This is a genomic window from Sphingomonas folli, assembly GCF_019429525.1.
In the GTDB taxonomy this organism is placed as follows: Bacteria; Pseudomonadota; Alphaproteobacteria; order Sphingomonadales; family Sphingomonadaceae; genus Sphingomonas; species Sphingomonas folii.
Window position 1 is genome coordinate 386,584 of the sequence record NZ_JAHXZL010000003.1, and the last position, 20,353, is coordinate 406,936.

Consider the following 20,353-nt stretch of genomic DNA (forward strand, 5'->3'; position numbering starts at 1 on the left):
AGTGAAACTCACGATGCGCACCGCGGCCGGGGCGCCGCCGTCCCAAGAACGGCCATTCCGAAAATTCCAGCCGCTTCCCGACTCCGGACGTCCGCTCATCTCTGCTTCCGCACCTCACCGCCAGTGCCAGTCCGTCGCCGCGACGCGACATCCGCCCGACTTCCCTTTCCTATAAGCCCGGCCGCGCACCACCCGCCCCGTCGCGGCGCCGGTCGGTCTGCCGTCGCGCAGCGCGAAGCGGCCATTGACGAGCACGTCCGCCACCCCAGTCGCGAGCTGCGCCGGCCGCTCATAGGTGGCGCGGTCCGCGATCGTGCCGGGGTCGAATACCACCACATCGGCGAAGAACCCGGCGCGCAGCCGCCCGCGATCGGCGATCGCGAGATGATCGGTCGGCAGACTGGTCAGCCGCCGCACCGCCTCGGCGAGCGTCAGGTCGTGCGTGTCACGGACATAATGGCCGAGCAGCCGCGCGAAATTGCCGTAGGCGCGCGGATGATCCCTGGTCCGCAGGAACACGCCCTCGGGCGCGGGCGCGGCCTCGTCCGACCCGAAGCTCATCCATGGCAGGCGGATCGCCTTGCGGACGTTGTCCTCGCTCATGAGGAAATAGGCGATACCGACGCGCGAGCCGTCCTCGACCACCAGGTCCATCGCGGTCTCCTCGGGCGAGGTGCCACGCTCACGCGCCACCGCGGCCAACGTCTTGCCGGCCAGCGGCTTGAGCCTCGGGTTCTTGAAGCCGAGCAGCAGCGTCCCCTCCGCCCCCGCGCCGGCGAGCAGGTTCTCCCAGTCCGCCGGGTGCGGCTCGCGCATCGCCGCGGCGACCTTGCCGCGCGTCGCCGGATCCTTCAGCCGCGCGATCCACGCGTCGAGCCCGCCCGCCTGTGCCCAGGGCGGCATCGCCGCGTCGAGCCCGGTCGCGCCCGCGGTGTAGGTGTACATGTTGGCGGAGACGCGCACGCCGCGCGCGCGCGCCGCGTCGATCGTCGCGACGACGCTGTCGATCTTTGGCCAATTGTCGCGTCCGGCCTGTTTGAAGTGGTAGATCTCGGCGGGCGCGCCCGAGGCCTCGGCAATCGCGATCGTCTCCGCCACGCCCTCCTCCAGCCGGTCGCCCTCGCTGCGCATGTGGACGGTGTACATGCCGCCACATGCCGCCGACACCTTGGCCAGCGCGATCAGCTCGGGTGTCCTGGCGAAGGTGGCGGGCGTGTAGATCAGCATGTCCGTCAGCCCGAGCGCGCCCTGCTCCATCGCCGCGCGTACCAGCCCGCGCATCCGCTCCAGCTGCACCAAGGTCGGCTGAACGTCGTCGGCGCCCAGCACCGCCTCACGCACCGTACCCGCGCCGACGAACGAGGCGACATTGGGTGCGATCGCGCGGCGCGACAGCACGTCGAGATAGCCGCCGAGCGTCGTCCAGGTGACGGGGAAGTGGACGTCGCCCTGTTCCCTGACCATGTCGCGCCGCATCGTCGCGCTGAGCGGCCCCATCGAGAACTCGCCCATCACCTCGAGCGTGACGCCCTGTGCCAGGTCGGACAGGGCCCGACCGTCGACCAGCAGGCTCTCCTCCGGGTGCGCGAGCATGTTGACGAAGCCCGGCGACACCGCCTTGCCGCGCGCGTCCCGCTCGGTCGCGCCGCGCCCCGCGACGTGCGGCGCGACCGCCGCGATCCGGTCGCCGGCGATCGCGACGTCGCCGACGAAGGGCGCGCCGCCCGTGCCGTCGTAGATCGTGCCGCCGCGGATCACGACGTCGTAGCGCGGCGGCGATGCCGCGCCCGCGAGCGGCAGCGGCGCGAGCAACAGGGCGGCGAGCGATGACAGGCGCTTCATGGCGGCTCCTCGGGTCGGTCGGGTCAGATCGGCAGCTCGGACGTGGATTTGATCTCTGACAAGGCGACGGTGGAGGTGATCTCCTGCACGCCGGGCAGGCGGCTCAGCTTGTCGAAGAAGAATCGCTCATAGGCGTCGATGTCGCGCGCGACGATGCGCAGCATGAAGTCGGTCGTGCCCATCAGTACGTAGGCATCCAGCACCTCGGGGAAGCCGCGGATCGCCGCGGCGAACTCGTCGAGGTTGGCGCGGCCGTGCGCGTTGAGCCGCACCTGCGCGAAGATATGCGCGCTGAGACCGACCTTGCGCCGGTCCACCAGCGCGACGCGGCCGCGGATCACGCCCTCGCGCTCGAGCCGGTCGATGCGGCGCCAGCACGGCGAGGCGGACAGGCCGACCTTGGCGGCGAGCTCGGCGACGGTCTGCTGCCCGTCGCGCTGCAGTTCGCGCAGGATGCGCCGCTCATACTCGTCGAGTTGGGTCATTCGTGCCGCGATCCGGCGTATCTCGGGTGATCCATGCCTGAGCGTAGCGCTCGCACCGCGGATGAGGAGACCTTTTCCGCGGCGGCGCTGCCACCCTGCGGGTCAACGATCCGATCGAGGCCCTTCCGCATGACCGTCCACTTCCTCGTCGCCGGCGATGCCTCGCCCGACCTGCCGCTGCGCGTCCTCGACCTGCTCGCGCTGCGCTCGATCGCGTTCGACGCGGCAACGGTCGAGCGCGACGGCGACACGTACCGCATCGGCGTCGCGGTGAGCGGGCTGGAGGACGGCGTCGCCGAGCTGCTGCTCGCCAAGATGCGCGCGCTGGTGCTGGTGGAGAGTGCCACGCTCAGTAGTTGAGGCTCCAGCCGATCAGATGCGCTGTGGCGGCGACCCACAGGAAGCCGAGGAACGCCAGCGCCACCAGCGCGGCGCGCAGCCGCACGCCCCAGCCGAACCGCCCGCGCACCGCCTCCGCCAGGTTCCATACGCCGATCAGCGCCGCCGCGACCGGGATCACCGCGGCGACCTGGAGCAGCCGGATCGTGCCGTCGAGCGTCGCGTTATAGGCGTCGACCTTCTGTGCCAGGATCGGCGCGACGACGGTGTACCAGCCCGCGGCATAGGCGAGGTCGGCCACGGCGGCGATGCGCACCAGCAGCCGCGCGCGCGCCGCGCGCCCGGACGCCACCGGCGGCGCGGCATAGCGGCGGCGGATCCACCAACCCGTGGGCCAGGCGACCGCGGTGAGCAGCAGCACCAGCAGCGACAGGCCAGCGACCGACTGGAACATGGTCGCGTCGCGCGCCGCGGGCACCGCCTGGAGCAGACCCACGGGGTTCTGGCTGTCGACGAGGGTGCGCCGGCCGTGCAGCTCCGCCACGCGCAGCAGCCGCGTGCCGTCGACCGCGCGCCACAGCCCGGGCGCGATCTCGCGGAAGCGCTTGCCCTCGATCGAGGAGACGCTGATCGTGCCGTCGTCGTGGGCGCTCACCACGTCCTGCTGGAGCAGGTAGAACAGGCTGATGAAGCCGGTCTCGACGCGGCGCGTGCTCTCGTAATGGCCCGCCAGCGCGCGCGCGTCCGCCGCGGCGCTCGCGATCGCGGGCGGCAGCGGCGCGGCGCGCGCGGGGAAATAGCGGTCCATGAACAGGTCGAACAGCCGCTCGCGCGCGCCATAGACCGCGTCGCGCTCGCCGCGGCTGCTGAAGCTCATGAACAGGCCGACGTTCTTCTCGGGCAGCAGCGCCAGGTCGGTGTGGAAGACGATCGTGTCGCCGCCATGCCCGATCACCGTCGTGCCGTTGCGCTGCATCCAGAAGAAGCCGTGCGCCATCGTGTCGAAGCCCGCGGCGGGCGCCGTCGGCGGGCGGTGCATGAAGGCCACCGTCTCGGGGCGCAGGATCTGCGCGCCGCCGTAGCTCCCGCCGCCCAGGTGTGCGAGCATGAAGCGCGCCATGTCGTCCGCGGTCGCGGCGACGCTGCCCGCCGGCGCGGTACCGACCAGCTCATAGGCGTGCGGCGGCCCGTCGCTGGTGTCGTACCCCTTGGCGGCGAACGGCGCGAGCGCGGGCGGCAGCGGCTGGACGAAGGTGGTGTGCGCCATCCCCAGCGGCCCGGTGATGTGGCGCGCGACATAGGCCTCGAACGGCTCGCCCGAGACGCGCTGGACGATATAGCCCGCCAACGCGACGCCGTAGTTGGAATAGGCCGGCGCCTCGCCCGGCGCGAACAGGAACGGGCGCGTGTTCTCCTTGAGGTAGCGCTCGGTGGTCTTGAGCAATCTGGGATCGCTGGCGAGCAGGTCCTTGAGTCCCTCCTCGAAGCCGCCGCGGTGCCGCATCAGGTCGTTGATCGTCACCGCGCGCCCCGGCGGGGTGATGCGGAAGTCGAAGTAGCGGTTGACGTCGGCGTTCAGGTCGATCTTGCCCGCCTCCACCAGCTGCATCACCGCGGTCCAGGTGAGCAGCTTGGAGGTCGAGCCGATCCGCATCAGCGAGCGGCGCGGGTCCATCGGCGTCTTGGCCGCCACGTCGGCATAGCCATAGCCCTTCTCGAACAGGACGGCACCGTCCTTGACCACCGCGACCTGCGCGCCCGCGATCTTCCCGGCCTGGAGCGCGGCGGGCATATAGCCGTCGAGCCAGGCGCCGACGTCGGCGGCGGTGAGCGGCGGCGTTACCGCCGGCGTGGCGGGGGGCGCGGGCGCTGCCGCGGCGGGCGTCGCGGGCGGCGCGACCGGCGGGTGCGCCGCCGGCGTCGCGGCGACGAGCAGCGCAGGGAGGAGCGCCAGCAGGAGCGTCTTCATCGTCATCCTCTCACCTCGCGGGCTCGGGCTCGAACAGCAGGTCGCCATAGTCGAAGCTGAAATCGGCGATCGGCGAGACCGGCCGCGCCGTGATCCGTGCCACCTTGCCGGCGGCGTCGAGCGCGAAGGTGAGATAGGCCGGCTCGATCGCGGGGTCGTCGAAGCGAGCGACGAACGTGTCATACTGATAGTGCTCGAGCCGCCCCGCCATGCGCGGCGTCGGCACGAAGCGCACCGTCAGCCCGGACGCGTCGCCGCCGACCTCGATCGCGCCGTACCAGCGGTCCACGTAGCGCCCGGCGTAGCGCGCCAGCGGCAGCGACGGCCCGACCTCGGCGGGCGTCGCCGCCGACGCACGCACCGCCGCCTCGGCCGCGGCGATCCGCTGCGCGCGATACTGCGCGAAGCGCGCCGGCCAGTCCTGCCGCTTCTCCCCGAGATAATGGTCGATCAGCTCCCACATCAGCCCGTGCCGCGGCGCCGCCTCCTCGCTGTTGAGCTCGATCGCGAAGCCGACGTGACGCGCCGGGATCAGCACCACCACCGAGGTCATGCCGAACAGCCCGCCGGCGTGCCACACGATCCGCTCGCCGCGATAGTCGCGCACCTCCCAGCCGAGCGCATAGGCGTCGAAGGCTGGCGTGGTCGCCGCGACCGGCTCGGGCAGCGGGGTGATCGGGATCGGCGTCACCGGCGCCCACATCTCGCGCCCCGCCGCGGCGGAGAAGACGCGCGTGCCGTCCGCCGCGACGCCACCGCCCAGCTGCACCTGGAGCCAGCGCGCCATGTCGGTCGCGCTCGCCGCGATCAGCCCGGCGGGGGCTGCGGCCTGGGGCAGCTGGTCGTGCTCGTCGAGCCCGCGCATCGCGCCGGTGCCGCGCACCGCGCCGCCGAAGCGCGCGTGCGGCAGCGCGCGGTTCTGCAGCGCCCAGAACGTCGTCAGCTCGCCGGTCGCGCCCGCCATGCCCGCGGGTCGAAGCACGTGCGCGCGGACATACTCCTCCCACGTCCGCCCGCTCACCGCCTCGATCAGCTGCCCGGCGGCGGTGTAGAGGACGTTGTCATAGGCATAGCCGCTGCGGAAGCTGGTCGCGGGGGCGATATAGCGCAGCCGCCGCACGATCTCGGCGCGCGCGTAGCTGCCGCGCGGCACGTAGAGCAGGTCGCCCGCGCCCAGCCCGAGTCCGCTGCGATGCACCAGCAGGTCGCGCACGGTCATCTCGCGCGTCACCCAGGCATCGTACATCTGGAAGCCGGGGAGATGGTCGACGACGCGGTCGTCCCAGCCGAGCTTGCCGGCGTCGACCAGCGTCGCGAGCGCGGCGGCGGTCATCGCCTTGGCGGTCGAGCCGATCAGGAAGGCGGTGTCCGCGTCGACGCGCTCGGGCGCGCCCTGGCGCCGCACGCCATAGCCCTTGGCGAGCGTGACCCTCCCGTCCTCGACGATCGCGATCGCCATGCCCGGCGTGCCCGAGCCACGCATCACCTGCTCCACGCGCGCGTCGAAGCCCTTCGGCGGCGCGGCGGACGCGGGGGCGGCGAGCAGCGTCGCGAGCAGGAGGGGCGCGGCGTATCTCATGCGGTCGGCTCCGGCTCGGCCGACTCGCCGCGGCCCACCAGCGTGAACAGCAGCAGCGGCACGACGTAGATCAGGATCAGCAGAGCGGCGAGCAGACGGTAGCCGCCCGCGATCAGCCCGACCAAGCCGACGCGCTCGGCCAGCAGCATGCACGGCGCCAGCAGGGCCAGCGCGAGCAGCGCGCGCGCCGCGGGCGAGAGCGTGTCGCGTCCGCTCGCGCGCGCGACCCGCTCGTTCACCGCGTGTACCGCGCCGGTGCCGCTCTCCAGCAGCGCGGCGAAGATCATCAGCTGGAAGCCGAGATGGAACAGCGGGTGGCCGAGCCGCGTGAGGATATAGTCCGACGGCAGCACCGCCCCCGCGATGTCGGGCAGGAACGCCGCCATGGTGACGAAGAACAGCAGCGCGGGCAGCATCGCCAATGGTGCCGCCAGCGCGCCCGCGATCACCGCGTCGCGACCGGAGCGGAAGTGGCGGGTCACCGGCAGCACGATCACCGCGCCGACGACATTGTAGCCCGCATACGTCAGCCCGCCGAACGCCCAGCCCGGCGACGGCGGCCCCGCCGCGGCGAAGGCGTCGGCGATCCGGCCGCCGACACTCGTCAGCGCGAGCAGCAGGAACAGCGCATAGGTGGCGTAGAGCAGCACCGAGACCCAGAGAAAGACGCGCTCCACCCCGGCGTTCCCCCAGGCTACGCAGGCGGTGATGCCGGCGAGCAGCGCCAGCGTCCCGGCCAGCGGGGAGAGCCCCAGCGTGGCGGCGCCGATCTCGCCCGCCGCGGCGCCGAACACCGCGAGCACGACCACGACGAACAGCGCGTAGGCACCCTCGAACAGCACCCAGTAGCGCCCCAGCAGCGCCTGGAAGAAGGTGCGATAGTCGCGCGCGCCGACCGCGTGCGCGAGCCGGAACGTCGCTGCGGCGACGACGCCCCACACCGCCGTCGCCAGCGCCATCGCGAGCACGCCGCCCCAGGCGCCGGCGGGCAGGAAGAACTCGGCGAGCTCGCGCCCGGTGGCGTAGCCGCCGCCGATCACCACCGCCTTGAACGCGAGCCCGGGCAGCACGTACCGCCGGAAGCGGTCGGCCGCGACGGGGCTCAGGCCGCGCATGCGTCGAGCAGCCGCGCGAAGGTGTCGCCGCCGCGGATCGGGTCGGCCGCCGGCATACCGAGCCGCGCGGTCGTGCGCGCGATCTCCGCCGCGGCCTCCTCCTCCGCCATGCCCGCGGTGTTGAGGCTGACGCCGACGCAGCGGATCGCGGGGTTGGTCAGCCGCCCGACCGCGATCGTCTGCTCGATCACCGCCGCGATCGACGGCACACGGTAGCCCGGCGTGCCGAGGATCTGCGCGCGCGTCGGCTGGTGGCAGACGACGAACAGGTCGGGCTGGCTGCCGTGGAGCAGCGCCAGCGACACCGCGGCGTAGGAGGGATGGAACAGCGAGCCCTGGCCCTCGATCACGTCGAGATGGCGCGGCGCGTTGGCGGGGCTGAGCAGCTCGGCGGCGCCGGCGGCGAAGTCGGCGACCACCGCGTCGATCGCGATCCCCTCGCCCGCGATCATGATGCCGGTCTGCCCGCTCGCGCGGAAGGTCGCCTCCTGCCCGCGCGCCTTGAGCCCGCGCGCGATCGCGAGCGCCGTGTATTTCTTGCCGAGCGCGCAGTCGGTGCCGACGGTGAGCAGCCGCCGCCCGCTCCGCCGCGCGCCGCTCGCGATCGGCAGCGCGGGGGGCGGCTCGCGCACGTCGACCAGCCGCGTGCCCGCGCGCGCCGCCGCCTCACGCAGCGCGGGGATGTCGCCGAGCCGCGTGTGGAGCCCGGCGACGAGGTCGAGCCCCGCCTCCACCGCGGCGAGCAGCTCGGGCATCCACGCGGCGGGGATCACGCCGCCCTGGTTGGCGACTCCGATCACCATCGATCGCGCCCCCGCCGCCGCGGCGATCGCGGGAGCCATCCGCGGCAGCCCGGTGGACACGGTCGCGGCGGGCAGCGCGTGCTCGGCGAGGCACTTGTCCGCCGCCCAGTCGCGCAGCCCGAGCGCGGTCTTGGCGAAGCCGGGCTCGGTCGCGTCGCCGAGGAACAGCAGGTATGGCGCCGCCAGCGCGTGCACCGCGCGCGGAGGAGGAGCGGGTGCGTCGCGCACGCTCAGAACCCGACGCCCAGTGTCGCGCCGATCGTGCGCGGCTGGATCGGGCTCACCTCGATCGCGCCGTTGGGGCGGGTCGGATAGGTGCCGGCCGAGATCAGCCCGCGCGAGTCGGCGACGTTGCGCGCGTAGACCGAGAGGTCGAACCGCCCCAGCGACACGCCCGCGCGCAGGCTGGCGGTGGTATAGCCGTCGAAGGTGATGCGCCGGCCGAACAGGTCGCGGTAGGCCGCGTCGAAATTGCCGAGCCGGTCGCTCACGGTCGAGACGTCGGCGCCGACATAGGGCCGCGCGCCGTCCCAGTCCCAGCTATATTCGGCCGAGACGTTGGCGTTCCAGGTCGGCGCGAACGGCAGCTGGTCGCCGTCGCGGCCACCGTTGGAAGTGTCGCCGCGCAGCCGCGTGTGGTTGTAGGCGACGGTGGTGGTGACGGTGAAGCCGCGTGTCGGGCGCAGCGTCGCGGTCGCCTCGACGCCGTAGCTGCGGGCGCCCTGCCCGTTGGCGTCGGCCGAGATCGGCCCGGCGTCGGTCTGGAAGGTCGCGACGATCAGCGTCTTGTCCCAGTCGAGATAATAGCCCGACAGGTCGATGCCGAAGCTGCGGTCGGCGGTCTCGGCGCGGACGCCCGCCTCATAGCTCATCAGCGTGTCGGCGTCGGTCTGGGTTGGATAGTCGGGGCCGGCACCGGGGGGCACGACATTGGGGCCGCCCGGGCGGTACCCCTTGGCGACGCGCGCGTAGACCTCGCTGTGCGGCGCGAACGCGTAGCGCGGCGACACCGACCAGGTGAACACGCCCTCCTTCGAGGTCGCGCGGTTCTGCGACGGGCCGCCGAACAGCGCGCCGTCGAGCGTCTGCGTGGTACGCTGGTCGTTGTGGCTGTAACGCCCGCCCGCGGTGAGGTCGAACGTGTCGCTGAGATGCAGGGTCGCGCTGCCGAACCCGGCATATTCCTTGTAGGTCGAGTCGAGCTGCGCCAGCACCAGGCCGTTGAAGCCTGGGATCACCGGCACCGGGGTGATCGGGCGGCCGGTCGCGGTGTCGAACGGGTAATAGCGCTGGTAGAGCTGCCCCGGCTCGCGCGTGTAATAGCCGCCGATCAGCCACTCCAGCGTGACGGAGCCGTGGGAGGCCAGCCGCAGCTCCTGGGTGAATTTCTTCTGCGTCGAGCGATTGGGATAATAGATGCCGTAGGCGTCGGGCGCGACGCCGTAGACGCTGGCGGACGCCAGTTGCGCCAGCGTCAGATCTGGCGCGACGATATTGTACGACACGTCGCTACGATCGGTCGCGACCTGCCGGCTGTAGCTGGTCACCGAGGTGAAGTCGGCGAAGCCGAGGTCATAGTCGAGCGTGCCGGTATACAGGCGGTAGCTCACCTCGTTGCGATCGGGGAACAGCTGGTACCGCACCTCGCGCCCGCGGGTGCTCGCGCCGGTGAACGGGTCGGCGGTGATCGGGCGCAGCGTCGCCGCGTCGGCGTCGAAAGCGTTGCGCGAGTCGACGTCGATGTTCTGCAGCACCGCGGTGAGTCGCAGCGAGAGCCGCTCGCTCGGCTTGAGCAGCAGCGAGGCGCGGCCGCCGTAGCTGCGCGCGCGGTTGACGTCACGGTCGGCGATGCCGATCGCGTCGATATACCCCGCGGTGCGGCGGTAGAAGCCGCTCGCGCGCAGCGCCACCGCGTCGCCGAGCGGCACGTTGACCACCGCATTGCCGTAATATCCGGTGCCGCCGTCGCGCACCGTCTCGGCGCCGCCCTGCCCGCGCGCCTCCCACGCGCCCAGCTTGGGCGCGACGGTGACATATTTGACCACGCCGCCCAGCGAGTTGGCGCCGTACAGCGTGCCCTGCGGCCCGCGCAGCACCTCCAGCCGCTCGATGTCGAACGTGTCGAAATCGCCCGCCAGCGTCGCGCCGTTGGTCTGCCCCGTGCTCGAGCCGAACGGCGTGTCGTCCAGATAGACCGCGACGGTCGGGCTCGCACCGCCGGCGTTGATGCCGCGCAGCACGACGCGGGTCTGGCCGGGATTGCCCGACTCGAACGACAGGCCTGGGACCAGCGCGGCATAGTCGGCGATGGTGCGCGCCTGACGCTGCTCGAGCGCCTCGCCGCCCAGCACCGACATCGACTGCGGCACGTCGGACAGCAGCTGCTCGCGCTTCTGCGCGGTGACGACGATGTCGCCGACCTGCGCGGCCTCGCGCTCGGGCGGCGCGGCCTCGGGAGCCGCCTGCTGCGCGGCCGCGGGCCCGCCGAGGAAGAGCGCCAGCGCGCTCGCGACCGACGCGCTACGACGAATGTCCCTCATCGATACCCCCCTCGATGTTGCTGAATAGGATGCTAGTGTCCTGATCAGAGAATAGTCAATCTATAATCAGCGCCGTTCGCCTGTACCGATCACCGCGATCGACGCCGGGTCGATCGCCGCCAGCAGCGCCGCGGCGAGCGCGGCCAGTCCGGCGAGCAGGACGAAGAAGGCGCCGTGTCCCAGCGCGGTCCAGGCGGTGCCGACCAGCCCGGCGGCGAGGCTGCCCGCGAACGTGGCGAGGTACCAGGCCGCCACGGTGGTCGCGCCCAGCCCCGCGGGCGCGAGCCGCGCGAACAGCCCCAGGCCGGTCGGCAGAATGTGCAGCTCGCCGACGGTCAGCAATGCGAAGAACAGCGCGAGCCACAGCCAGTGTGAGGCGCCGCCGCGCGCCGCCAGCGCCGCGAGCAGGAGATAGGCGCCGGCGACGATCAGCGCGCCCACCGCCATGCGCCGCACCGGCCGCTCCGCGCCGCCGCGCTCGGTGCGACGCCGCCAGCGCGCCAGCAGCGGCGGGGTCAGCGCCATCACGAACAAGGGGTTGAGCGACTGGAACCAGGTCATCGGCACGATCGCGCCGCCGGCGCGGCGGTCGACCCCGGTGTCGGCCCAGAGCGCGACGGTGTTGCCGACCTGCTCATAGGCGGCGCGGAAGACGGTGACGCCCAGCGCGACCGCCACCAGCAGCAGCGCCACCTCGCGCGTGAAGCGGCCGCGCGGCCCGGCGCGGCGCACCGGCGCGGCCTGCGCGGCGGCGGGCAGGTAGCGCTGCCCCCACAGGTAGATGCCCAGCCCCGCCACCATGCCGATACCGGCCGCGCCGAAGCCGTAATGCCAGCCGTACAGCTCCCCCAGCGTCCCGCACAGCAGCGGCGCGAGGAAGCCGCCGATATTCACCCCGACGTAATAGACGTTGTACGCCCAGCCGACGCGCGGGTCGCCGGGTTCGTAGAGGTCGTCGATCTGGCTCGGCAGGCTCGGCAGGAACAGCCCGTTGCCCAGCGCGATCGTCACCAGCGCGACGTAGAAGAGCGGCTCGAACGCCATCATGAAATGGCCCAGCGCCATGATCGCGCCGCCCAGCACGATCGCCCGCCGCTTGCCGAGCAGCCGGTCGGCGATCACCCCGCCCAGGATCGGCGTGAAATAGGCGCAGGCGGTGTAGGCGCCGTAGATCAGCGAGGCCTGCGCCTGCCCCAGCATCAGCTGCTTGGTCATGTAATAGACCAGCAGCGCGCGCATCCCGTAATAGGAAAACTGCTCCCACATGTTGGTGAGGAACAGCACGGTCAGCCCGCGCGGCTGACCGAACCAGGTCGGTGCCGGCGGCACGGGCGCGCTCACCCGCCCCACACCTCGGGCCCGGCGTGGAGCAGGCCGTCGTCGTAGCGGACGCTCGGCACACGGTCCTCCGCGAGGAAGGTCGGGCCGTCGAGGTCGACCAGGTCGGCGATCTGACCCAGCACGAAGCCCGGTGCGGTGGCGAGGCTGGTGCCGATCATCGTCCCCACCATCACGCCCAGCCCGCGCCGGCGCGCCTCGGCCGCCATCAGCAGTCCCTCGGTGAGCCCGCCGCACTTGTCGAGCTTGATGTTGACCACGTCGAACCGCCCGACCGCGTCGGCGACGTCGTCGAGCGTCAGCAGGCTCTCGTCCCCGGCGATCGCGATGGCGGAGCGATAGCCGTCGAGCGCGGCCTCGGCGCCGCGCGCGAGCGGCTGCTCGAGCAGCGACACGCGGTGTGGCAGCAGGCCCGCGACCAGCGCGTCGAGCTCGTCGCGCGCGAAGCCCTGGTTGCCGTCAACGCCGAGCCACACGTCGGGCCGCGCCGCGCGGATCGCGGCGACGCGCGCGAGATCCAGCGCCAGCTCGCCGGTCAGCTTCACCTTGATCGAGCGCGCCCGCGCGTAGCCGCGCGCCACCGCCGCCATCGCCTCGGGCGTGTCCGCGCTGACCGTGAAGGTGGTGACGATCGGGCGCGGCGGCTCGACCAGCCCGGCGAGCCGCCACACCGGCGTGCCGCCGCGCCGCGCCTCCAGCTCCCACAGCGCGGCGTCGACCGCGTTGCGCGCGCCGCCCGCGGGCATGAGCGCGCGCAGCCGCTCGCGCGTCGGCCCCGCCTCGATCGCCGCACGCGCCGCCTCGACGTCGGCCAGCATCTTGGCGAGATCATCGCCGAGGTAATAGGAGCCGGCGCCCTCGCCGCGCCCCCGATGCGCGCCGTCGTCGAGCGTCACGACCAGCACCTCGGCGGTCTCGAAGACATAGCCGGCGATGCGGAAGGGCTGCGCCAGCCGCAGCGTCGCGGTCTCGGTGTCGAGCCGCAGCATCAGTAGAACACCGTCAGCGCGAGCAGGTGGAAGGCCACCGCGACCCACAGCACCACCAGGGTAGCCAGCAGCAGCAGCACCGCCCACAGCTTGCGCGTCCACGGCCGCTCACTGCGCCACGTCACCCAGGCGTTCCACCCCGCGACGCCGACCGCGCCGACGAACACGACGATGCTCGCGAGCTGCAGCAGCGTCAGCGCGGCGTCGCCGGGGGCGCTGTCGCCGAACAGCACCGAGATCAGCCAGAACCAGCCGCCCAGCACCAGCAGCACCGCCAGCGCCATCACCCGCGCCGCGCGCGCCGCGCGCAGCGGTACCCCGGCGAGCGGCGCGGCGGCCTGGTAGCGGCGCCGCAGGTACCAGGCCGCCGGCCAGAACAGCACGGTCAGCAGCAGCACCGCGAGGCTGGCGTAGAGCGCGGGCAGCAGCCAGGCGGCGTTCCGATGGGCCGGCACGCGGTCCCACACCATGAAGGGCGAGACGAGGTCGAAGCTCCATCGCACCGGCTGTCCGTCGACCAGCTGCGCCGCGAGCCGATCGTGTCCCGCGGGATCGCGCCAGACATAGGGCGCGACCTCGACCCAGCGCACCGGCACCCCGTTGGCGCCCTTGATCGAGGGGATGACGAGCCGGCCCTGCGCGTCCGCCCCCACCTCGGCCTGGCCGAAGAGGTTGGCGATGTCGACGAAGTTGGTGAACGACGAGCGGCTGACCTGCCAGTGCCCGGCCAGCGCCGCGGCGTGCTGGCGCGCAGTGGCCGCGTCGACGCGGCCGGCCGGCAGCGTCGCGCCGGGGAAGTAGCGGTCGGCGAAATCCTGGAACAGCTGCCCGCGCACGACATGCGCCGCCCCGTCGCGCCCGGCCGAGTTGAACGAGACGTACAACCCGGTGCGCTCCGCGAGGAAGAGGTGGAGCGAGGTGTGCATCTGGTTGGTGTCGCCCAGGTGCGCGATCACGCGGCGGCCGTTGATGTTGGTCTCGAAGAAGCCCAGCTCCATGCGGTTGAGCGGCGGGATCAGCGAGCGCGGGTTCACCTCGGCGAGCGGGCTGTCGTGCATCAGCGCCGCGGTCCCGGGGCGCAGCACGCCGCGCCCGCCATCGAGGTGCGCGATCATGAACTTGGCCATGTCGAGCCCCGAGGCGGAGAGCGACCCCGCCGGGCCGGGCACGACGATCTCGAACGGCTTGGGATCGCCCGAGCCGAGCGGATAGCCCTGCGCCATCAACCCGCGCAGGCGCGGCGGCAGTGGCTGGCGGAAGCTGGCGGTCCGCATGTCGAGCGGGCGGAAGATGCGCTGCTCGACATAGTCGTCGAACGCCATGCCGCTCACCCGCTCGACGATGTAGCCCGCCAGCGTCGTCGCCCAGTTGGAATAGGCCGGGGTCGTGCCCGGCGCGTACACTCGCGCGGGGACATGGCGCTTGAGATAGGCGCCGATCGGCTCGACGTCGCGCGCGTCATAGGTGATCAGTTTCTTGTTCGCTTCCTCGAACCCGGCGGTGTGGGTCATGATCTGGCGCAGCGTGATCGGCTGGCCGCGATAGGCCGGGATGACGAAATCGAGGTAGCGGTTGACGTCGGCGTCGAGGTTGAGCCTGCCCGCCTCGACCTGCTGCATCACCGCGGTCCAGGTGACGAGCTTGGACACCGAGCCGGGGCGGAACAGGGTGAGGTTCGGGTCGACCGGGCGGCGCTTCGCCACGTCGGCATAGCCGTAGCCGCGCGCGGCGATCACCTGGCCGTCGCGCACCACCGTCACCACCGCGCCCGCGATGTCGCCGCTGTGCAGCGCATAGGGCATGTAGCCGTCGAGCCAGGCGGTGACGTCCTCGCCGGTGAGCGCGCGGCCGGGCGCGGGCGCCACCGGCACCGCGGGCGCGGCCGGCTGCGCCACGGTCGGCGCGCCCGGCCGCACCGGCGCCTGTGCTGGCGCCAGCGCCGCGATCGCCGCGGCGCCGAGCGCCGCCGACAGCCACGCGAGCATCCGTCCCGTCCCCATTGCCGCCGCCTCCGCTTGTCGTTATTCTCAGGTATGATCCTAATCAGGACAACGTTATCCTGTTTAGGCGCTTCGTCAATGGCCTCATGGAGGACGCCGCCGTGCCGACATCGCCCCCGACCCTGGGCGCGCTCCTCAAGGGGCTTCGCGCGCGGGAGGGCTGGACGCTCAAGGAGATGAGCGCCAAATCCGGGATCCCGGTCTCGACGCTGTCGAAGATCGAGCACGATCGGCTGACGCTGACCTATGACAAGCTGCAGGCGTTGGCGCGGCGGCTCGGCATGCGCATGACCGACCTGTTCGCGGAGGAGAGCGAGGAGGCGGCGCAGCCCGTCACCGCGCGGCGCAGCCTCGGCGACGTGGCGCAGTCGGTGCGGGTGGAGACGCCCAACTACGACTATTACTATCTCTGCACCGAGCTGCGGCGAAAGCGCATGATCCCGGTCGTCACCAAGATCCGCGCGCGCTCGGCCGAGCAGTTCGGCGAGCTGGTGCGCCACTCCGGCGAGGAGTTCCTCTACGTGCTGAGCGGGCGGGTGGAGGTGCAGACCGAATTCTACGATCCGGTCACGCTCGAGCCGGGCCAGGCGATCTACATCGACTCGAGCATGGGCCACGCCTATCTCGCCGCCACCGGCTGCGAGGAGGCCGAGGTGCTCGCGGTCATGTCGAGCGCCGAGGAGGAACTGATGGAATCGCTGTTGACGCTCCACCACGGCCAGCGCGGCGCGGGTGCCGAGAATGAGAATGATCCGCCCGCAACCCCGCGCCGCCGCGGGGGCACCCGATGAGGGCCGCGCTGCTCGCCGCCGCGGCGCTGCTCGCCGCCCCCCCCGCCGCCGCGCAGAATTATGGCGCTCGTGTCGCGCGCGTGCTCGAGGCGACGCCGCTGATCGACGGTCACAACGACTGGCCCGAGGCGCTCCGCGAGCGCGAGGGCGAGAAGCGCTGGAGGATGGACCTGCGCGACCTCGGCGCGAGCGACCCCGCCTACGATACCGATATCACGCGGCTGCGGCGCGGGCTGGTCGGGGGGCAGTTCTGGTCGGTGTGGGTGTCTCCCGACCTGCCCGGCAAGGAGCAGGTGGAGCAGACGCTCGAGCAGATCGACCTCGTCCACTCGCTCGCCGACCGTTATCCGGAGACATTCGCGCTGGCGCGCACCGCCGCCGACGTGCGCCGCGCGCACGCCGCGGGGCGGATCGCCTGCCTGATCGGGGTGGAGGGCGGGGGCCAGATCGACGGCAGCCTCTCGGTGCTGCGCGCCTATGCCGCGCTGGGTGCGGGCTATCTCACCCTCACCCACTCGCGCACGATCGACTGGGCCGATTCCGCCACCGACGACCCGCGCCACGACGGGCTCACCGACTTCGGGCGTGAGGTAGTGCTCGAGCTCAACCGCCTCGGCATGCTGGTCGACCTGTCGCATGTCAGCGAGAAGGTGATGCGCGACGCGCTGGCGGTCACGCGCGCGCCGGTGATCTTCTCGCACTCGGGCGCGCGCGCGCTCAACGACCACCCGCGCAACGTCTCGGACGACGTGCTGCGGCTGGTGGCGCGCAACGGCGGCGTGGTGATGGTCGACTATGCGCCGGGCTATGTCGCCGACGCCTACCGCCGCTGGTCCGCCGACTCGCTGGCCGAGAAAGCGCGGCTCAACTCGCCGCCATACAACGGGCTCGACATCGGCCAGCCGGAGAGAGCCGCGGCGGACTATGCGACCTGGCTCCGCGCGCACCCGGCCCCGACCGTGACGCTGGCGCAGGTGGCGGACCATATCGTCCATGTCGCCGAGGTGGCGGGCGTCGATCACGTCGGGCTCGGCTCGGACTTCGACGGCGTCGGCGCGACGCTGCCGACGGGCCTCGGCGACGTCTCGACCTACCCCGCGCTGCTCGCCGAGCTGATGCGGCGCGGCTGGTCCGACGCCGACGTCGCCAAGCTGGCCGGGGGCAACGTGCTGCGCGTGATGGAGGCGGCCGAGCGGGTCAAGGCACAGCTGGGCGCTGCTCCGTCGGCCGCTTCAGCCCACGTTCGCACTCGCAAGGGTCTGTAGACCCGGAAGCGGTCACTCGATCGCTCTCGACTCCCACCACTCATTCAACTCGGTGCCGGAGCCCTGTGGAAAATCGCACCGGCGCAGTGGTGCACCGCAAGCGGGAAGCGTGGGATGGTCCTGAAGCGGACAGGCCAAGGTTGGATCGCAAACAACGCTGCAGGGATGTGAGGATGACGCATGAAAGCAGCGATCGCAGTTCGAGCGGAGTGCCCTGGGGATGCTCCCGCGATCTTAGAGATTGTGGTGCGCGCTTACGCCAACGTGATCTATAGCGATCATCGCGAGCACCTGATGATCGAGCGGCTTCGTGGTACCGCCGCCTGGATCCCACCGCTGTCCCTTCTGGCCGAGGTCGGCGGGAGGGCCGTAGGACACATCCTGCTGACGAAGGGAGATATTTGTGGCTCAGGATCCTGGAATGAATCGCTTGCCCTAGCGCCGCTATCGGTGGTGCCCGACTACCAATCTAGAGGGGTGGGCAAAAGGCTGGTTGAATCGGCTTGTCAGAAGGCGCTCGAGCTTGGCTTTGGAACCATCGTCCTGGTCGGTCTTCCATCCTACTACCCCCGATACGGCTTCGAGCCGTTAAGCCGTTACCCAATCACGCTGCCATTCGACGCGCCTGATGAGAACTGCATGGTACTTCCTCTACGACCGGGAGCACTCGACGGCGTTGCAGGCGTGGTGAAGTACGCCAAGGAATGGCTGGAGCACTGAATGACTGCTTGAGGCGTCGCTACGATCTGAGGATATGTTCGAAGAGCGCTCTCAGTCTAACGCGAACTCGTCTAGGCTAGCTTCGCCAGGGCCCCAACCGACTTGTGCCGTTGCGGGCTGACCCGAGACCGGCGAGATGCTGCCGAGCGTACATGACCTAGGTCGTCTTCACCGGCTCACCCGGCTCTTCGCGAAATCCGGCTATTATCCGCCTGGATGCTCGCGGTGTTAGCAGAGCGACATCCCACCCATCCGCTATGAGCTTGGTCACCCGCTACGATCTCTGGATCGATCAGGCCGAGCCCGGCCGGTTCGTGCTGAACGAGCTCTACACCGATGCCGACGCGCTCGCCGCGCATCGTGCGAGCGCGCATTTCCAAACCTATCTCGCGTCGATCAACAACCTTGCTGAGCGGAGCGCGTTCACGCTCAATCCGCTAGCGTTCGGCTGACACGCATTCAGGCCCAAGGATCCGTACCATGGCACTCAAGGATATTCTGCCCTCGAAACTCGGTTTCGGCGCCGCACCGCTCGGCAATATGTTCCGCGCGATCCCCGAGGACGAGGCGCTCGCGACCGTCGAGGCCGCCTGGAAGGACGGCATTCGCTACTTCGACAACGCTCCCTTCTACGGCGCGGGCCTCGCCGAGATCCGCATGGGTGAGGCGCTGAAGGACAAGCCGCGCGACCAGTACGTCATCAGCACCAAGGTCGGCCGCCTCGTACTCGACGAGGTTGAGGAGGAGGCGCGCGACAATGGTGAGAAGGGCGACGTGTTCGCCAACGGCCGTCCAAACAAGGTCATCAACGACTATTCGCATGATGCCACGTTGCGCTCGATCGAGGACAGCCTGACACGCCTGCAGACCGACCGTATCGACATCGTCTGGGTCCATGACCTAGCGCAGGACTTCTACGGCGACGCCTGGATCGGTAAATTTGAGGAGGCGCGCACCGGCGCGTTCAAGGCGCTCGATCGCCTACGCGACGATGGCACGATCAAGGCGTGGGGGCTCGGCGTGAACCGAGTCGAGGCGGTAGAGCTGCTGCTCGACCTCGACGGTCCGCGACCCGACGGCTCGCTCCTCGCCGGTCGCTACACGTTGCTCGACCATGACCGCGCGCTCGAGCGCCTGATGCCGAAGGTCGCCAACCGCGGCTTGGGCATCGTCATCGGCGGGCCTTACAGCTCAGGTGCGCTCGTCGGTGGGCCGAATTTCGAATATGCCCCCGCCACGCCCAAGATCCTCGCCAAGGTCGCGGCGATCAAGGCGATTGCCGACCGCCACGGCGTCAGCATGAAGGCGGCGGGCCTACAATTCTCGCTCGCCAACCCCGCGGTCGCAGCCGTCATCCCCGGTGCCAGCCGACCGCAACGCATCGCAGAGGACACGGCGGCACTGAACGAGCCAATCCACGTCGACTTCTGGCGTGAACTGCGCGACGCCGGCCTTGTTAATCCGGCGGCACCGTTGCCACTCTGACCCAGAACCGGCCATTCCGGAGCTTCTGCCCGCCTCCCGACCCCGGCAGCTCGTTCATCTCGGTGCCAAGGTCCTTTGGCGTGCTGCAGAAATCAGGCTTGCCTGATCTTGCAGGCAAGCGGAACGGCGGCTTCGAAGCGTGGAAATGACGTGACCACCCACGCCTGCCACGCTAATCGCCAAACCCGATCGGATGGCAGCCGATTTAGCTCGACCTTTGGTCTGCGACGATCCCCGGAATAATCCGCTCTGGATGGGTCATGCTTTGCATCAACCCATGGCAGGGACTAGACAGGTTCATGAACCAGATATTAAGAACCTATCGGCGAGCGCGCCGGAGTGGTGAGGCCGTCACCACCAACTTCCTCGAGCTACTATCGCAAACGCCCGGCGCGATCCGCCTCCCGAACGATACATCGGGATCGGTGCGTAGGGCGATCGAGGAGGACGAGAGCGTCGGTCGCGTGCTCGCGTGGCTTCAGCCCGAGGGTTCACCACACAAGCACTAGGGTCGGACACCGCTCCTGGATGAGTGAAGCGGTGGCGTCTGCCCGGCGGATCGTGTAGGCGAGCGGCGATGTTCAAGACGTTCAACGACCCGATGCAGCCTCGCCGACACAGCCTTGTCGCTACCACCAACTACGACGCCAAGCGCTCGCCAGCCGTCGCCGATACCCCGTCGACTAACTACGAGGAGCTCGCCCGCCAGCTCGATCTGGGCACTCGGCGAGGATAGGCACGCAGCCACGAGGGTCTGATCCATGAAGAAGTCCGAGCTGCCCTTCCTCAAGGCCCGGCTGGATGCGGCTAATCGTCAGGCGGGAGCCGACGCCAATGACCGTGAGGTGGAGCGTGACCCGATCCGAAGCGACGCAGAGGGCAAGCACACAGCCACGGAGATCGGGCTCGTGGATGGGCATCGTGACCCTGATCCCGGCGCCTAGCCGGGCGGAGGCGTCGCCTACCCGCCCATGCATAGGTGTCCTGGTCCGCATTTCCTCGCGAGCTCGCGGGTCCAAGGTCCACCTGTCTACCCGGTTGCCTGAGACCTGGCCCTACTGCCCGCATAGAGCTTGGGGTGAGCTGGCCGCAT

Annotated in this window: 18 protein-coding genes; 8 read left to right on the forward strand and 10 right to left on the reverse strand. The window is 70.8% G+C overall.

The window, feature by feature from the left end; genetic code table 11:
• Positions 1-114 precede the first annotated feature (114 nt).
• Complete coding sequence (locus tag KZ813_RS06700) at positions 115-1,842, reverse strand: N-acyl-D-amino-acid deacylase family protein (protein ID WP_219754181.1); 1,728 nt, start codon at positions 1,840-1,842, stop codon at positions 115-117.
• A gap of 23 nt (positions 1,843-1,865) precedes the next feature.
• Positions 1,866-2,327 carry an Lrp/AsnC family transcriptional regulator gene (locus tag KZ813_RS06705; RefSeq protein WP_219754182.1) on the reverse strand — a complete coding sequence of 154 codons (462 nt, stop codon included), beginning with the start codon at positions 2,325-2,327 and terminating at the stop codon, positions 1,866-1,868.
• 129 nt (positions 2,328-2,456) lie between these two features.
• On the opposite strand from KZ813_RS06705, the gene KZ813_RS06710 reads away from it, so the two are divergent.
• Complete coding sequence (locus KZ813_RS06710) at positions 2,457-2,687, forward strand: ACT-like domain-containing protein (RefSeq protein WP_219754183.1); 231 nt, start codon at positions 2,457-2,459, stop codon at positions 2,685-2,687.
• On the opposite strand, the gene KZ813_RS06715 is transcribed toward KZ813_RS06710, so the two are convergent.
• The 8 genes from KZ813_RS06715 to KZ813_RS06750 all read right to left on the reverse strand — a co-directional run bounded on the left by KZ813_RS06715 (position 2,677) and on the right by KZ813_RS06750 (position 14,984).
• The gene (locus tag KZ813_RS06715; protein WP_219754184.1) at positions 2,677-4,635 is read right to left on the reverse strand and encodes a serine hydrolase domain-containing protein; all 1,959 of its coding nucleotides are present in this window, start codon (positions 4,633-4,635) and stop codon (positions 2,677-2,679) included. The two genes, KZ813_RS06710 and KZ813_RS06715, sit on opposite strands and share 11 nt — an antisense overlap.
• Before the next feature lie 10 nt (positions 4,636-4,645).
• Positions 4,646-6,214, reverse strand: coding sequence for a serine hydrolase (locus KZ813_RS06720; protein WP_219754185.1), 1,569 nt, complete (start codon positions 6,212-6,214; stop codon positions 4,646-4,648).
• On the reverse strand, positions 6,211-7,329 hold the full coding sequence (locus KZ813_RS06725; RefSeq protein WP_219754186.1) for a hypothetical protein: 1,119 nt from the start codon (positions 7,327-7,329) through the stop codon (positions 6,211-6,213). Before KZ813_RS06725 ends, KZ813_RS06720 begins: the two co-directional genes overlap by 4 nt.
• Positions 7,317-8,360 carry an N-acetyltransferase DgcN family protein gene (locus KZ813_RS06730; protein ID WP_219754187.1) on the reverse strand — a complete coding sequence of 348 codons (1,044 nt, stop codon included), beginning with the start codon at positions 8,358-8,360 and terminating at the stop codon, positions 7,317-7,319. Before KZ813_RS06730 ends, KZ813_RS06725 begins: the two co-directional genes overlap by 13 nt.
• 2 nt (positions 8,361-8,362) lie before the next feature.
• On the reverse strand, positions 8,363-10,672 hold the full coding sequence (locus KZ813_RS06735; protein ID WP_219754188.1) for a TonB-dependent receptor: 2,310 nt from the start codon (positions 10,670-10,672) through the stop codon (positions 8,363-8,365).
• A 66-nt stretch (positions 10,673-10,738) separates the two neighbouring features.
• Positions 10,739-12,013: a peptide MFS transporter gene (locus KZ813_RS06740; protein WP_308461807.1), complete on the reverse strand. Its 1,275-nt coding sequence runs from the start codon at positions 12,011-12,013 to the stop codon at positions 10,739-10,741.
• Complete coding sequence (locus KZ813_RS06745; protein ID WP_219754189.1) at positions 12,010-12,999, reverse strand: dipeptide epimerase; 990 nt, start codon at positions 12,997-12,999, stop codon at positions 12,010-12,012. Before KZ813_RS06745 ends, KZ813_RS06740 begins: the two co-directional genes overlap by 4 nt.
• Positions 12,999-14,984 (reverse strand): serine hydrolase domain-containing protein, encoded by a 1,986-nt coding sequence (locus KZ813_RS06750; RefSeq protein WP_258046468.1) that lies wholly within the window; start codon positions 14,982-14,984, stop codon positions 12,999-13,001. Before KZ813_RS06750 ends, KZ813_RS06745 begins: the two co-directional genes overlap by 1 nt.
• A gap of 101 nt (positions 14,985-15,085) precedes the next feature.
• Here KZ813_RS06750 and KZ813_RS06755 point away from each other — a divergent pair, with 101 nt between their 5' ends.
• The 7 genes from KZ813_RS06755 to KZ813_RS06785 all read left to right on the forward strand — a co-directional run bounded on the left by KZ813_RS06755 (position 15,086) and on the right by KZ813_RS06785 (position 20,204).
• The gene (locus KZ813_RS06755) at positions 15,086-15,790 is read left to right on the forward strand and encodes a helix-turn-helix domain-containing protein (protein ID WP_219754191.1); all 705 of its coding nucleotides are present in this window, start codon (positions 15,086-15,088) and stop codon (positions 15,788-15,790) included.
• The gene (locus tag KZ813_RS06760; protein ID WP_219754192.1) at positions 15,787-17,055 is read left to right on the forward strand and encodes a dipeptidase; all 1,269 of its coding nucleotides are present in this window, start codon (positions 15,787-15,789) and stop codon (positions 17,053-17,055) included. The genes KZ813_RS06755 and KZ813_RS06760 overlap by 4 nt, the downstream gene beginning before the upstream one ends.
• 180 nt (positions 17,056-17,235) lie before the next feature.
• Entirely contained in the window at positions 17,236-17,775 is a 540-nt protein-coding gene (locus tag KZ813_RS06765) for a GNAT family N-acetyltransferase (protein ID WP_219754193.1), read from the forward strand.
• A gap of 263 nt (positions 17,776-18,038) precedes the next feature.
• A complete protein-coding gene (locus KZ813_RS06770; protein WP_258046469.1) occupies positions 18,039-18,227 on the forward strand; it encodes a putative quinol monooxygenase in 189 nt (62 codons plus the stop codon).
• Positions 18,228-18,255: 28 nt separating this feature from the next.
• On the forward strand, positions 18,256-19,260 hold the full coding sequence (locus KZ813_RS06775) for an aldo/keto reductase (RefSeq protein ID WP_219754195.1): 1,005 nt from the start codon (positions 18,256-18,258) through the stop codon (positions 19,258-19,260).
• Positions 19,261-19,837: 577 nt separating this feature from the next.
• Positions 19,838-19,996, forward strand: coding sequence for a hypothetical protein (locus tag KZ813_RS06780; RefSeq protein ID WP_219754196.1), 159 nt, complete (start codon positions 19,838-19,840; stop codon positions 19,994-19,996).
• Between the two features lie 25 nt (positions 19,997-20,021).
• The gene (locus KZ813_RS06785) at positions 20,022-20,204 is read left to right on the forward strand and encodes a hypothetical protein (protein ID WP_219754197.1); all 183 of its coding nucleotides are present in this window, start codon (positions 20,022-20,024) and stop codon (positions 20,202-20,204) included.
• Positions 20,205-20,353 lie beyond the last annotated feature (149 nt).

Bases quoted from the DNA above. Each gene is read 5' to 3' on its own strand.
- KZ813_RS06700 (WP_219754181.1), bottom strand. From the start codon at position 1,842: ATGAAGCGCCTGTCATCGCTCGCCGCCCTGTTGCTCGCGCCGCTGCCG.
- KZ813_RS06705 (WP_219754182.1), bottom strand. From the start codon at position 2,327: ATGACCCAACTCGACGAGTATGAGCGGCGCATCCTGCGCGAACTGCAG.
- KZ813_RS06710 (WP_219754183.1), top strand. From the start codon at position 2,457: ATGACCGTCCACTTCCTCGTCGCCGGCGATGCCTCGCCCGACCTGCCG.
- KZ813_RS06715 (WP_219754184.1), bottom strand. From the start codon at position 4,635: ATGAAGACGCTCCTGCTGGCGCTCCTCCCTGCGCTGCTCGTCGCCGCG.
- KZ813_RS06720 (WP_219754185.1), bottom strand. From the start codon at position 6,214: ATGAGATACGCCGCGCCCCTCCTGCTCGCGACGCTGCTCGCCGCCCCC.
- KZ813_RS06725 (WP_219754186.1), bottom strand. From the start codon at position 7,329: ATGCGCGGCCTGAGCCCCGTCGCGGCCGACCGCTTCCGGCGGTACGTG.
- KZ813_RS06735 (WP_219754188.1), bottom strand. From the start codon at position 10,672: ATGAGGGACATTCGTCGTAGCGCGTCGGTCGCGAGCGCGCTGGCGCTC.
- KZ813_RS06745 (WP_219754189.1), bottom strand. From the start codon at position 12,999: ATGCTGCGGCTCGACACCGAGACCGCGACGCTGCGGCTGGCGCAGCCC.
- KZ813_RS06750 (WP_258046468.1), bottom strand. From the start codon at position 14,984: ATGCTCGCGTGGCTGTCGGCGGCGCTCGGCGCCGCGGCGATCGCGGCG.
- KZ813_RS06755 (WP_219754191.1), top strand. From the start codon at position 15,086: ATGGAGGACGCCGCCGTGCCGACATCGCCCCCGACCCTGGGCGCGCTC.
- KZ813_RS06760 (WP_219754192.1), top strand. From the start codon at position 15,787: ATGAGGGCCGCGCTGCTCGCCGCCGCGGCGCTGCTCGCCGCCCCCCCC.
- KZ813_RS06765 (WP_219754193.1), top strand. From the start codon at position 17,236: ATGAAAGCAGCGATCGCAGTTCGAGCGGAGTGCCCTGGGGATGCTCCC.
- KZ813_RS06775 (WP_219754195.1), top strand. From the start codon at position 18,256: ATGGCACTCAAGGATATTCTGCCCTCGAAACTCGGTTTCGGCGCCGCA.
- KZ813_RS06780 (WP_219754196.1), top strand. From the start codon at position 19,838: ATGTTCAAGACGTTCAACGACCCGATGCAGCCTCGCCGACACAGCCTT.
- KZ813_RS06785 (WP_219754197.1), top strand. From the start codon at position 20,022: ATGAAGAAGTCCGAGCTGCCCTTCCTCAAGGCCCGGCTGGATGCGGCT.